The sequence below is a fragment of the Streptosporangium sp. NPDC051023 genome (assembly GCF_040689595.1).
GTDB lineage: Bacteria > Actinomycetota > Actinomycetes > Streptosporangiales > Streptosporangiaceae > Streptosporangium.
Genome location: NZ_JBFBCE010000049.1, coordinates 32,341 through 44,840, shown reverse-complemented (window position 1 = coordinate 44,840; position 12,500 = coordinate 32,341). Strand labels below are relative to the sequence as shown.

Genomic DNA, 12,500 nt, shown 5'->3' with positions numbered 1-12,500 from the left:
ATCGTTCTAATGCGTGGCCCGCGTCAGTCCCCCGAGGTGCGGCCGGTTCTCAGTGGCGAGGCGGTCCTGTGGTTCCGCGGACGATCAGCGTGGGCGACACCGACGACGTCACCGATCGTGAGCGTCCCTCGATGCGTTCGACGAGCAGTCGCGCGGCGGTCGCCCCGATCACGTGCCCGTCCTGGTCGACGCTGGTGAGCGAGATGCGCTTGAGCGAGGCGATGCCGATGTTGTCGTATCCGGCGACGGAGAGGTCCTCCGGCACCGACAGGCCCGCCTCGTCGGCGGCGCGCAGCACGCCGAGCGCCGCGATGTCGGCCCCGGCGAAGATCGCGGTGGGCCGGTCGTCGCGCGCGAGCAGTTCCCGCGCGCCCTCGAAGCCGCCCTCCTCGGTGAAGGAGGTGGCCAGCACGTCGTCGGCGAGTCCGTGGGCGCGCATCGCCTGGCGGTAGCCTTCGGCGCGCACCGTGTGCGGCAGTCCCTGGGCGCGGGCCCGCTCCAGGTGGGTGATGTGCGCGATCCGGGTGTGCCCGAGCCCGACCAGGTGGTCGACCACGAGCCTCGCCCCCATCACGTCGTCGTCGACGACCGCGTCGTAGGCCGCGGCGCCACCGTGCCTGCCCACCACGACGACCGGGACGGCCGTCGCGATGGCGGCGAGTTCGGCGTCCGTCATGACCGGCGAGATGAGGATGAGCCCGTCCATGCTCCGGTCGATCATGGCGTCGGTCATCCTGGCCTGCGTCTTGGGCTCGATGCCGCCAGGTCCGAGCAGCACCTGGTACTCGGTGTCGCCCAGCCGGCCGGTGACTCCCTCGATGATGTCGGGGAAGAACGGGTTGCGGGTGTCCGAGAGCATGACGCCGAGGGTGTAGGTGCGTCCGCGCAGGGCGCGGGCCGCGGCGTGCGGGCGGTAGCCCAGCTCGTCGATGGCCTGCGTCACCTTGGCCTGCATCTCCGCGCTCACGCCGTAGGCCCCGCGCACCACCTTGGACACGGCGGCCGTGGAAACCCCGGCTCGCCTGGCCACATCGGCGATCGTCACCCGTCCGCTCGTCACACGTCATCCTTCATAGAGTTTTCGTAGAACGAACTACACGCTTTTCTGAAAAGGGAGGCTAGCCCGTCACTGATCCTCAGGTCTACCTCTTGACGGGCGATTCTCTCGTGTCCTAACAATGGAGAACGTTCTACACAATACCCCCTAAGATGAACAGGAGCACGGGCGTGAGAGCACCATCCCGTACGCTCGGCGCGGCGATCGGCGCCGTCCTCGCCCTGTCCCTCTCCGCCTGCGGGTCGTCCGCCCCGGAGAGGACCACCGGTCAGGTGAAACTGACCCTCTGGCACAACAGCGCGGACCCGGCGCCGCTGCTGGAGATGTACAAGAAGTTCGAGAAGCAGTCCGGCCACAGGATCGAGCTCGTGTCGATCCCGTCCGACGGCTTCGAGGACACCACCCAGACCAAGTGGGCCACCGGCGACCGCCCGGACATCCTGGAGTACCACGCGACGGTGAGCGGCCTGCTCGCCCTCAATCCGGCCGAGAACCTGCGCGACCTGACAGGCGAGGCGTACATCGCCAGGTCCGGCGACCTCTACCAGAGCGCCGGGGCCGTCAACGGCAAGGTCTACGCCGCCATCACCGGCTTCCCCCAGGTCTTCGGCCTCTACTACAACAAGAAGGTCTTCACCGCGGCCGGGCTGACCCCGCCCACGAACTTCGCCGAGCTCGCCGCCGCCTGCCCCAAGCTCAAGGCCGCCGGGGTCACGCCGGTCTTCGAGTCGGGCGGGTCGATCTGGCCGGTGCAGATCCTGCCCATCCTCTACCTGGCAGGCGCCAACCAGTCCAACGCGTACGGCAAGGCCATCGCGGGCCACAGCAGCACGCTGGCCGACGCGGGCTCGCCCTTCGTCTCCGGCCTGACCGCCTACGCCAAGCTGCAGGCCGACGGCTGCTTCAACAAGGACATCGTCACCGCCAAGTTCGAGGACTCCATGAAGGCCCTCGTGACCGGCAAGGCCGCCATGGTCGCCCAGCACTCCGACATGCTCCCGGCCCTCCTCGCGGCCGCGGGCGGCGACCAGAAGACCGTCGACGAGTCCGTCGGCTTCGTCGGCCTGTCGAGCGACAAGCCGCTCGTGACCTACGCGCCCGGCCCGATCGGCACGTTCTACCTGCCCAAGACCGGTGACGCGGCGCGGGAGAAGGCGTCGCTCGACTTCGTGCGCTTCATGACCGGCCCGGCCTACGCCGAGTACATCACCGCGTCCAAGACCTTCCCCGTGTTCAAGGACGTGCCCGACCCGCAGGGCGTCTCGTCCGTGCTGCAGGACGTCAAGAAGGCGTACGACACCGGCGCGGTCATCGCCTTCAACTCCGACATCCCCGGCATGGGCGGGCTGGCCCAGCTCATGTCCGAGCTGATCGCCGGGCAGAAGGATCCGCAGAAGGCGGCGACGCAGCTACAGGGCCAGGTCGAGCAGGCGGCCAAGGCGGCAGGGCTGCCCGGATGGTGATGCGGAACAGGGCGGCCTGGCTGCCGTGGGCACTGCCCGCGATCGTGCTGGTCACGGTCTTCTTCGTCGCCCCGTTCCTGCTCAACGTCCGGTTCGCGTTCTCCTCCTGGACGAGTTTCCGGGCCGAGATCACCTGGAACGGGCTGGAGAACGTCCGCACGCTGATCGACCAGGACCTGCTGGCCAACGCGGTCACCGTGACCGTGCTGTACGCGATCCTGTGCATGGCGATCCAGAACACGGTCAGCCTCTCGCTGGCCCTGGCCCTCCAGCGGACCAGCGGGATCAACACCGTCTTCCGCTCGGCCTTCTTCCTGCCGACGCTCATCTCGCCGCTGGCCGCCGGATACATCTGGCGCGGGCTGCTCGCCCCCGACGGGGCGGTCAACTCCTTCCTCGGCATCGAGTGGGCGTGGCTGGGCGAACCGTCCACCGCGCTGGTGGTGGTCGCGTTCATCGACGCGTGGAAGTGGAGCGGGCTGATCACCCTCGTCTACATCGCGGGCCTCAACTCCATTCCGAAGTCGCTGCTGGAGTCGGCGACCGTCGACGGGGCCGGGCCGTGGACCCGGTTCCGGCGGGTGGTGTTCCCGATGCTCGCCCCGGCGCTGACCTTCAACGTGGCGGTCACGCTGGTGGGCGCGCTCAGCGCGTACGACGTGATCGCCGCCACCACCGGCGGCGGGCCCGGCGACCACACTCGGGCCCTGAACGTGGTGATGCGCCAGCAGTGGGGGCAGGGCTTCTTCGGCTCCGCCAGCGCACTGGGGTTCACCGTGACGCTGCTGGTGATCGCCACCGCCGTGCCCCTCGTGTGGTGGCTGCGGCGCAGGGAGGTGACGGGATGAGAGCGGTCCTCAAGTACACGGCGCTGACGCTCTTCGCGATCCCCTGGGTGCTCGTGCCCGTCTGGCTCGTGGTCGTCAACTCGTTCAAACCCGCGGGCGAGGCCGCCGAGCTGGGCCTCGGCCTGCCCAGGACGTGGGCGATCGCCGAGAACTACGGCATCGTGCTCGACCGGGGCGGCTACCTGACGGGGCTGGTCAACAGCCTCAGGGTGACCGTGCCGATCGTGGTGGCCGTGGTGCTCCTCGGCGCGGCGGCGGCGTGGGCGTTCGGGCGCAGCCGGTCGCGGTGGCTGCAGGCGGCCTACTTCGTGATGGGGCTGTCGATCCTGCTGCCGCCGTCGATCATCCCGACCGTCTACCTGCTGCGCGCCCTGTCGCTGGACGGCGGCTCGCTCGGCTACGTGCTGACCATGACCGGCTGCCGCCTGGGCGTCGTGATCTTCCTGGCGACCGGATTCGTCCGGGCGTTCCCCCGCGACCTGGAGGACGCCGCCGCCATCGACGGCGCCTCCCGCCCGCAGGTCTTCGTCCGCATCCTGCTGCCCCTGCTACGGCCGGTGCTGTTCGTCGGCGGCGTGATCCTGATCATCAACGTCTGGAACGACTTCTTCTTCGCCCTCTTCCTGCTCCAGGGCAGCGCGAACGCCACGCTGCCGCTGAGCCTGTTCCAGTTCGCCTCCGGCACCCTGCAGAGCCTGAACTGGAACCTCGTCTTCGCCCACGTCCTGCTCACCACGCTGCCCCTCGTGGCGGTGTACGTCGTCGCGCAGAAGCGCGTCCTGGCCGGTCTCACGGAAGGTGCACTGAAAGGATGACCACTCACGACATCGCGCTCGACTGGGTCAGGCGCGAGATCAAGGAGGGGCGGCTGCCGTGCGCGGTGTTCGGCGCCGCCACCTCCGACGGGATCCAGGTGCTGGAGGCGTTCGGCGAGCACGACGGCCGGGAGACCAGGACCGGGGACCACTTCGCGCTGTTCTCGGTGACCAAGCCGCTGATGGGGCTGGTCGCCCTGCGCCAGGTCGAGCGCGGGCTGCTGTCGCTGCGCCGCCCGCTGCGGGACGTGCTGCCGAACTTCGCGCGGCCCGACGTGACGCTCTGGCACCTGCTCACCCACACCGGCGGCATCGCCGAGCAGACGCTCACGCCCGACGACCTGCTGGAGCACCTCGTCACCGCGCCGTCGATGTTCGAGGCGGGCACGCTCAGCCATTACTCCAACCTGGCCTTCGCCGGGATCGCGGAGATGGTCCGCGACGTCACGGGCCGCGACGTGGCCGACGTGATCGACTCCGACCTGAACACGCTGGTGCCGGGCGGCGGGCGGATCACGTTCGACCCGGCGTGCGACGCGGCCGAGGTCCACGGCGTCGAGCTGCTCGGGCCCGGCTTCGACTTCGACAGGTTCGTACGGCTCCGCCACCCGGCGGGGGCGCTGTTCTCCCGCGCCGAGGACCTCCTGGCGCTGGGCGGGGCGCTGCTGCGCGGCGACCGCGAGCTGATCCACCCGACCACCCTGGCCGCCATGACGACCCCGCAGACGACGGGCCTGGTCAAGCTGCAGCCCGACCCGGTCAACGCCGGGCAGGACTGGGGCCTCACCTGGAACCTGCGCCACTCGGCTCCCGGGCTGCTCGAGCGGCGGCTGTACGGGCACGGCGGCGCCTCGGGGTGCCAGTGGTGGATGTACCCGGAGCAGGACGCGTGCTTCGTGCTGCTGATCAACGTGATGGCGCCGAGCCTGTCCGGCGTCGACGTCGACGGTCTGCACAACGCCTTCACCACCGGGCTCGATGCGTGAACCGGGATTCGGGGGTGCTCGGAGTGCAGGTCTCAGGCGCGCAGGCGCCGTTCATCCGTTCGGCCCCGCCCGGTTCACGGGCGGGCCTGACGTGCGGTCTGGCGGATCCGGTGGGCGTGGACGAGCCGTCGCCCCGGCTGTCATGGGACGCCCGGCTGCTCAGGGAGGCCACCGTGGTGGTGTCCTCGGACGGGAGCGAGGTGTGGCGGTCGTCCGTGCCCGCCGGATCACACGGCGTGGACGTGCCGGGTGAGCGGCTGGCGCCGCTGACGCCGTACACGTGGAGTGTGGAAGGATACGCGACCGGCGCGTTCACCACGGGTCTGCGGGCGCGCGGTGGGTGGGACGCCCCCTGGCTGGCGGGCGACCCCCGGGCGGCGGTGAGCCTGCACGGGTCGTTCACGTGGCGTCCCGCTCCCGGGCGCGCCTGGCTGGCCGCCACCGCGCTGGGCGTCTACCGGGCGCTGCTCAACGGGGTACGGCTGGGCGAGGAGGAACTGGCCCCCGGCTGGACCGACTACGGCCACCGGACGCGCTATCGGCTGCTGGAGCTCACGGAGCTGCTCGTACCCGGCGAGAACGAGCTGGAGCTGTGGCTCGCTCCCGGCTGGTACGCGGGTCACGTCGCCGGCGGAGGCCCGCGCCGCTACGGCGACCGGCCCGCCGCCAGCGCCCAGGTGCTCGTGCGGGACGACGACGGGGTCCGCCGCGTGTTCGCCACGGACGCGGCCTGGACCCGGCGGGATCTCGGCCGCCCGCGCGCCGACCTGGTGATGGGCGAGACCGTCCAGCCCCCTTCCCCGCAGGCCGGACCTGCCGAGACGACGGCCGCCCCGGAGATCCCGGTGGAGGCCGACCCCGCTCCCCCGGTGCGGGTGATCGGCACGGTGCCCGCCCTGTCCGTGACCGAACCCGCGCCGGGCGTCCAGGTGGCCGACTTCGGGCGGAACGTCGTCGGGCGCGTACGACTGCGCGTCGACGCGCCGGGCCCCGTACGGATCGTGGTGCGGCACGGGGAGGAGCTGACCGCGACCGGGCGGCTCTACACCGACAACCTGCGCACCGCGGACCAGCGGGACGAGTTCGTCCTCGGCCCCGGCTCGCACGTCGTGGAGCCCGCGTTCACCCTGCACGGGTTCCGCTACGCGGAGGTCACCGGCTGGCCGGGCGCGCTGACGCCGGACGACCTGGAGGCGGTGCTGCTGTCCTCCGCACTCGCCGTCACCGGCTCGCTGACCGTGAGCGATCCCGCCGTACGGCAACTCGTCGCCAACATCGGCGCGTCGGCGGACGGCAACCTGGTGAGCGTGCCGACCGACTGCCCGCAGCGCGACGAGCGGACCGGCTGGACGGCCGACATCTCGGTGTTCGGCTCGACGCTCAGCTTCCTGCGGCACACGCAGGCGTTCCTGTCCGGCTGGGTGACGACGCTGATCGACGGGCAGCGGGCCGACGGCGCGGTCCCGCATGTCGCGCCGGTCCTGCCCGAGTACGGATACGACTCCCCCGTGTGGTCCGACGCGCTGGTCGAGGTGCCGTGGCTGCTGTGGCGGCGCTACGGCGACGACCGCACGCTGCGCCGCGCGTACGACCCGATGCGGCGGTGGGCCGGCTACTGCCTGGCCCAGGCCGAGGGCGGCATCAGACCGGGCAGGGCCCTGGGCGACTGGCTGGCCCCCGGCACGGTCGAGACGCCCAAGAGCCTCATCGCCACCGCCGCCCTCGCCCGCAGCCTCCGCCTGGTCGCGCACGTGGCCGACGTGCTCGGCGAGCCGCACGCGCCGGAGTACGGCGAGGCGTTCACCCGCGTGTCGGGCGCCTTCCAGCGGGCCTTCCTCAGCGGGCCGAGGCTGCACACCGAGACGCAGACCGGCTACGCCGTCGCCCTCGCCTGGGACCTGGTCCCGCCCGAGGACCGGGCCGCGTCGGCGCAGGCGCTGGCTGAGCTGGTCCGCGCCGACGGGCACCGGCTCATGACGGGCTTCGTCGGCACCCCCCTGCTGCTGCCCGTGCTGTCGGAGACCGGCCACCACGACCTGGCGTGCCGGATCTTCAACCAAGAGGGCTATCCGTCCTGGCGCTACCAGCTCCGCGCCGGGGCGACGACCATGTGGGAGCGCTGGGACGCCTGGCACCACCGGCACGGCCTGCAGACGCCGACCATGAACTCCTTCAACCACTACGCCTACGGCTGCGTGGGCGACTGGCTGTTCCGGCACGTGGCGGGCCTGGGCGACGACCCGCGCGGGACGGGTGGCGGCTTCGGCGAGCTGCTGCTGCGTCCCGGCCCCGTCCCGCTGCTGCGCCAGGCGCACGCCCGCTACGAGAGCGCGTCGGGGACCGTCGAGTCGGGCTGGCGGGCCGGGCCCGACGGGGTCCAGTTCACATTCGCCGTCCCGGAGGGCGTGACCGCCCGCGCGGTGCTGCCCGTGCGCGGCGCGTGGGACGGGATGGCCGTCAACGGCACCTTCCTCATGGGCCTCAGCGAGCAGCTGCCGACCACCAGGCTGGCCGACGGGGGTTGTTCCCTGAACCTGCCGCCGGGTCGCTGGTCGTTCACGGCCCCTGCGGCGGCCACGGCCCACCTACTCCAGGAGTGGGACGACCTGGGCCGGTGAGCCGGTTGTGAGGCTTGCGGTCACCACTCGTGGTGCTTTTCGTCACCGAGTGGTGACCTCGGGTGTGGCAGGTGTGTGTCGGCGGGATGGGTGACGGCAGGCCGCCTCCGTTGGTGCTGACCGAGGATGAACGTGTGGTCAGGGGTGGGCGTCGCGGCGAAGTACCGCGCAGGGCTTGGCGTTGCGAGCGCGGATCGTGCTCGACGCCGAGCGGAGGCAACCAACGCCCCCACACAGCTGTCACGCGCCGGGAGCCCGGTACTCCACCTCCTGCCTCGAGGCCTCGTCGATCTCCTCCGGAGTCAGCAGCACCACCGTCCGCGTTCGCACCCCACCGGCCGCCGAAACGGTGAGACCCACAGCGGCCGAAGCCACGTTGCTCGGCAGATCAACGATGAGGTAGACATCGGGCTCACCGAACGCGAAATACATCTGCTCGACCCGGCCGCTCGCGCTTTCCACCATGCGCTCCACCGCCTGCCGCCGGGCGTTTCCTCCGTCTCGGAGCACCCCTTTGAGGCCGTCCACGGTGTAGCTCGCCTGAATGAGGTATTTGGGCATGATCGGGCCCCTTTCCCGTACCGCCGCCCCGGTGTGAGGCGGCCATTGCGGTTACGAGGCGGGCTGTTCTCAGCTTCGGGTGACGGTAATCCCACCCGTCGCACTGATTTCCCTCTCCTCCTCGACCAGAACGGAGACAACCATGACCGCTGATGTGATTGCCGCCGCCATCTACGCGGCCGGATTCTTGGTCGCTGTCCGCCGCCACCGTCCACAACCGCGGGTGTGGCCCGGGCGCATCCTTGCGGGGGATCACTTCGGCTGCTGGTTCATCCGTCGGCGAGGACACGCAGATGACCATCCTGTATGGCCGGCGCACGCATCAAGATCGACAACCCCAATGATCCTTTATAGGGATGTCCGAGATGCCCGGGCGCTCAGATGATCTTTGTGGCAGCGTGGCAGGCGCACCGGGCACCCCTGAGCCGAGGAGTCAGGACTATGGCACGCCGCCGCGAAATCGAGGTCCGCCACTACTACGAGCTGCGCACCGTCGACGGCCGGGAACTCACCGAGGAACAACTCGCCGACATGCGGCGGTTCAGCCGGCGGATAGAGCTCACCCCCACCTCGCTCATCGGCGATTTCACCCAGGAAACCGACCCCTTGTTCGACGCCGAAACCCTACTCAAGCAGTATTTCGATGTTTTCCTCTACTTCGATGGGTCGGGTCCGCGCCATCTGATGTTCCGGCTGCCCGGAGCCGCCGCCCGCATCGACGCGATGCGGAGATTTGTGATCAAGGATTCGTTTCAGGGCGTCGAGGTCAAGAACGGCTACGGCGACGATGTGATCGTCCGCCTGTCGCTGTGGGAAGAGGACGGCGAGCTCACCTACTCCGACGAGGTGCCGGAGGCCTGGCTTGACGACCTGGTGCCGTTGCACGCCAGTCTGCTCGCCGGCGACTACAGCCCTCTGTGGCTGGGGTGGGAGCTGGCCTCCCGATCCGGCACGCGCGACCGGTACCAATACCCGGGATCAGCGTCGCCGGACCCGGCCGATCTCGACGGTCTTGGAGAGCCGGAGAAGATGCCGCCGCCGCTCGCGGCGCTGGACGAGTTTTTATGGCCACCGGCCATCCACCCTCGTCCGGGAAGCGACTGACGGCATGCCCACGCGCACCGCGTGCCGACATGCCGTCCGTCGCCCCATGACACCTGCAGAGATGTCTCAGCCGCCCGCCGGTTCCGCGCCCGGGTTCGATGACAGCATCTTGGGGATCGCCACCGCCATGATCAACCCGATCAGCACCACGACCGCGGTGGCGGCGAAGGCGGTCTCGTACGAGTAGGACGAGGCGATCTGCCCGGCCAGCAGCGGGCCGACGACCATGCCGAGGTCGGCGGCCATCTGGTAGGTGGCTATCGCGGTGCCACCGCGCCCCTGGGTCACGTCGCCGACGGCGGCGGCTCCGCCGGTGGTGCAGAAGGCGGTGCCGAGACCCATCAGGGCGAAGGCCGTCAGGTATCCGGCCAGCGACTGCCAGGTGGTGACCATGATCAGGCTGCCGAAGATCAGGCCCTCTCCCGCGATCAGCGAGAGCCTGCGTCCCCACACGTCGGCTATGCGGCCCGCGACCGGCAGGGTGACCGCCTGGAGGACCGCGCCGACCGCGAGGCCGACCCCGATCCAGCCGGGACCGGCCTGCAGCACGTGCAGCAGGAAGAGCGGCAGCACCGAGACGCGTACCCCGAACACCGCCCAGCCGAGGCCGAAGTTCGTGGTCAGCGCTGCTCGGTACGACGGGTGTCCCAGTGCGCGGGCGACCGATATCCGCTGCCGGGGGGCACCGGCCTGCTCCTCCGGCTCGTCCTCTCGTGCGGCGCGCGCCAGCGCGACCGTCGCGATGGCCCCGGCGATCGCGACCGCCACGCCGTAGACGAAGAACGGCAGCCGGGGTGAGACGCCGAGCAGGCCGCCGCCCAGCGCGGGGCCGGTCACCGTGCCGAGGTAGTAGCCCCCCTGGAACAGACCGGTCGCGCGGCCCCGGGACGACGCCGGTGTCACCCGCAGCAGCAGGCTCATCGCCGAGACCGTGTACATCGCCGAACCGATCCCGCAGGCTCCCCGGAAGACGAGCAGCAGCGGGAAGTTCCAGGACAGCCCGGCCAGCACGCTGGTCACCGCGAGCAGCGCCATGCCGATGGTGAGTATCGTCCGTTCACCGAACCGGTTGACCAGCCGGCCGCCGGGCAGCCCGGTCGCCAGGCGCATGAACGCGAAGGCGGAGACCAGCGCGCCGACCGCCGTGCTGCCGACTCCGAACTCACCGGCGAAGACCGGGATGGCCGGTGACTGGATGCCGAAGCCGACCGCGACGGTGAACGCCACGACGGTCAGGATCCCGACCTCGCGAGGCAGTTCCCGGAACTCCCGGAAGACTCCCACTAATCTCGCCGCCGCGCGATCTCGTCCAGCAGCTGGGGCACCACCGCGAACAGGTCGCCGACCACACCGTGGTCGGCCAGCTCGAAGATGGGCGCCTCCGGATCCCTGTTCACCGCCACGATCGTCTTGCTGGTCTGCATCCCGGCGCGGTGCTGGATGGCGCCGGAGATCCCGATGGCCAGGTAGAGCTGCGGTGACACGGTGACGCCCGTCTGGCCGACCTGGTAGGCGTGGGGGTACCAGCCCGCGTCGACCGCCGCCCTGGATGCACCAACCGCGCCGCCCAGCGCGTCGGCGAGCCGCTCGACGAGCCCGAAGTGCTCGGCGCCGCCCAGGCCCCGGCCGCCGGACACCACGACCTCCGCCTCGGTCAGCTGCGGCCTGCCGGTGCTCTGCCGTACGGCACGCGACGCGACGCGGGTGCGCAGGGAGGCCTCGTCGAGTGCCAGGCCGCCCCGGCTGATCGACGGTTCGACCGGGGCGGGCGAGGGCGCGACGGCGTTCGGTTTGACGGCGATGACCGGGACACCGCGGGTCACCCGGGAGGTGACCGTGAATCCGGCCGCGAAGGCCCACTGGGTGACCACGGGACCGGACGGCCCCTGGCGTACGTCAACGGCGTCGGTGAGCACGCCGCTGCCCAGCCGTACGGCCAGGCGCGCCGCGATCTCCTTGCCCTCCGGGGTCGATTCGAGCAGGATCGCCTCCGGCGCCGTTTCCGCGGCCATGTCGGCCAGGATCTGCACCCAGCCGACCGGGTACTCCTCGAGCTCCTCCGTCTCGACCAGGTGGATCCGCCGCGCGCCGTACCGGCCGAGCGTCTCGAGCGCCTCCACGCCGGGGTCGGCCCCGGCGCAGACGGCGACCGGGGTGCCGAGCCCGCGGGCCAGGGTGAGCAGTTCCAGACTCGGCTTGCGGACCTGTCCCGCGACGTGCCCTACGAGCACCAGGATCTCTGCCATGGCGACGCCTCCCTCAGATGAACTTCTGGCCGGACAGGAAGTCGGCGAGCCGTAGCCCGCCCTCGCCCTCGTCGGGCAGTGCGGTACCGGCCGTCCTGGCCGGGCGGGCCGTGATCCCGTCGACCACCGTGCGGGCCGCGGCGGCGCCCACCTGCTCTGCGGGCACCTCCAGGTCGGCGAGGCTCCAGGTCTCCAGCGGCTTCTTCTTCGCCGCCATGATCCCCTTGAAGGACGGATACCGGGCCTCGCCGGTGCGGTCGGTCACCGAGACCACCGCGGGCAGCGGCGACTCCAGGTGCTCCGTCGCCTGCGAGCCGTCACGCCGGACGCGCACGGTCGTGGCGGCGGGCTCGACGGTCAGCTCGGCGGCAAAAGTGAGCTGCGGCAGCGCCAGGTGCTCGGCGAGCATCGCCGGCACCAGCGAGGTGCCGCCGTCGGTCGAGGCCATCGCGCAGAGCACGAGATCGGGCTCGAGGCGGCGCAGCGCGGCGGCGAGCACCAACGCGGTCGCCGGTGCGTCCGAACCCGCGATCGCGTCGTCGCTGACGTGCACCGCCGCATTGCCGCCCATCGCGAGCGCCCTGCGCAGCGCCTCGGCCGCCGCGGCCGGTCCGACGGTCAGATAGGTGAGGTGTGTGTCCGGCGCCGCGTCCACAACGCGCAGCGCCTGCTCGACGGCGTGCTCGTCCAGTTCGGACAGCCGCCCCTGGACACCGGCGCGGTCGACCCTGTGGTCGGTGGTGAAACCGGGTTCCGACGCCATGTCGGGCACGTGCTTGACACAGACAACGATCTTCATTGG

General features: G+C 70.9%; 11 protein-coding genes. 6 read left to right on the top strand and 5 right to left on the bottom strand.

Translation table 11 applies throughout. From position 1 onward, the window contains the following. Nucleotides 1-49 precede the first annotated feature (49 nt). Nucleotides 50-1,060, bottom strand: coding sequence for a LacI family DNA-binding transcriptional regulator (locus AB0395_RS28685; RefSeq protein WP_366286189.1), 1,011 nt, complete (start codon nucleotides 1,058-1,060; stop codon nucleotides 50-52). Nucleotides 1,061-1,227: 167 nt separating this feature from the next. Between AB0395_RS28685 and AB0395_RS28680 the strand changes: the two genes are divergently transcribed. The 5 genes from AB0395_RS28680 to AB0395_RS28660 are packed head-to-tail and all read left to right on the top strand — an operon-like array spanning nucleotide 1,228 to nucleotide 7,787. Continuing rightward, entirely contained in the window at nucleotides 1,228-2,520 is a 1,293-nt protein-coding gene (locus tag AB0395_RS28680; protein ID WP_366286186.1) for an ABC transporter substrate-binding protein, read from the top strand. Continuing rightward, nucleotides 2,514-3,368 (top strand): sugar ABC transporter permease, encoded by an 855-nt coding sequence (locus tag AB0395_RS28675; RefSeq protein WP_366286184.1) that lies wholly within the window; start codon nucleotides 2,514-2,516, stop codon nucleotides 3,366-3,368. Before AB0395_RS28680 ends, AB0395_RS28675 begins: the two co-directional genes overlap by 7 nt. Further along, nucleotides 3,365-4,183 (top strand): carbohydrate ABC transporter permease, encoded by an 819-nt coding sequence (locus AB0395_RS28670; RefSeq protein WP_366286182.1) that lies wholly within the window; start codon nucleotides 3,365-3,367, stop codon nucleotides 4,181-4,183. The genes AB0395_RS28675 and AB0395_RS28670 overlap by 4 nt, the downstream gene beginning before the upstream one ends. Then, complete coding sequence (locus AB0395_RS28665; RefSeq protein ID WP_366286180.1) at nucleotides 4,180-5,169, top strand: serine hydrolase domain-containing protein; 990 nt, start codon at nucleotides 4,180-4,182, stop codon at nucleotides 5,167-5,169. The genes AB0395_RS28670 and AB0395_RS28665 overlap by 4 nt, the downstream gene beginning before the upstream one ends. Next, nucleotides 5,166-7,787 carry a family 78 glycoside hydrolase catalytic domain gene (locus AB0395_RS28660; protein WP_366286177.1) on the top strand — a complete coding sequence of 874 codons (2,622 nt, stop codon included), beginning with the start codon at nucleotides 5,166-5,168 and terminating at the stop codon, nucleotides 7,785-7,787. Before AB0395_RS28665 ends, AB0395_RS28660 begins: the two co-directional genes overlap by 4 nt. Before the next feature lie 240 nt (nucleotides 7,788-8,027). Here the strand turns inward: AB0395_RS28660 and AB0395_RS28655 are convergent, their stop codons facing one another. Next, entirely contained in the window at nucleotides 8,028-8,348 is a 321-nt protein-coding gene (locus AB0395_RS28655; RefSeq protein ID WP_366286174.1) for a GYD domain-containing protein, read from the bottom strand. A gap of 441 nt (nucleotides 8,349-8,789) precedes the next feature. Between AB0395_RS28655 and AB0395_RS28650 the strand changes: the two genes are divergently transcribed. Next, nucleotides 8,790-9,452, top strand: coding sequence for a hypothetical protein (locus AB0395_RS28650; RefSeq protein WP_366286172.1), 663 nt, complete (start codon nucleotides 8,790-8,792; stop codon nucleotides 9,450-9,452). 66 nt (nucleotides 9,453-9,518) lie between these two features. On the opposite strand, the gene AB0395_RS28645 is transcribed toward AB0395_RS28650, so the two are convergent. From AB0395_RS28645 to AB0395_RS28635, 3 genes are read right to left on the bottom strand one after another with little or no spacing between them, the layout of a single operon-like run. Then, nucleotides 9,519-10,736: an MFS transporter gene (locus AB0395_RS28645; RefSeq protein ID WP_366286170.1), complete on the bottom strand. Its 1,218-nt coding sequence runs from the start codon at nucleotides 10,734-10,736 to the stop codon at nucleotides 9,519-9,521. Further along, nucleotides 10,736-11,698, bottom strand: a complete 963-nt coding sequence (locus AB0395_RS28640; protein WP_366286168.1) for an electron transfer flavoprotein subunit alpha/FixB family protein — start codon at nucleotides 11,696-11,698, stop codon at nucleotides 10,736-10,738. The genes AB0395_RS28645 and AB0395_RS28640 overlap by 1 nt, the downstream gene beginning before the upstream one ends. 13 nt (nucleotides 11,699-11,711) lie before the next feature. After that, the gene (locus tag AB0395_RS28635; RefSeq protein ID WP_366286166.1) at nucleotides 11,712-12,497 is read right to left on the bottom strand and encodes an electron transfer flavoprotein subunit beta/FixA family protein; all 786 of its coding nucleotides are present in this window, start codon (nucleotides 12,495-12,497) and stop codon (nucleotides 11,712-11,714) included. Nucleotides 12,498-12,500 lie beyond the last annotated feature (3 nt).

What these genes read in the sequence shown, in the direction of transcription:
- AB0395_RS28675 (WP_366286184.1), top strand. Translation starts at nt 2,514, where the DNA reads ATGGTGATGCGGAACAGGGCGGCCTGGCTGCCGTGGGCACTGCCCGCG.
- AB0395_RS28670 (WP_366286182.1), top strand. Translation starts at nt 3,365, where the DNA reads ATGAGAGCGGTCCTCAAGTACACGGCGCTGACGCTCTTCGCGATCCCC.
- AB0395_RS28665 (WP_366286180.1), top strand. Translation starts at nt 4,180, where the DNA reads ATGACCACTCACGACATCGCGCTCGACTGGGTCAGGCGCGAGATCAAG.
- AB0395_RS28655 (WP_366286174.1), bottom strand. Translation starts at nt 8,348, where the DNA reads ATGCCCAAATACCTCATTCAGGCGAGCTACACCGTGGACGGCCTCAAA.
- AB0395_RS28650 (WP_366286172.1), top strand. Translation starts at nt 8,790, where the DNA reads ATGGCACGCCGCCGCGAAATCGAGGTCCGCCACTACTACGAGCTGCGC.
- AB0395_RS28640 (WP_366286168.1), bottom strand. Translation starts at nt 11,698, where the DNA reads ATGGCAGAGATCCTGGTGCTCGTAGGGCACGTCGCGGGACAGGTCCGC.
- AB0395_RS28635 (WP_366286166.1), bottom strand. Translation starts at nt 12,497, where the DNA reads ATGAAGATCGTTGTCTGTGTCAAGCACGTGCCCGACATGGCGTCGGAA.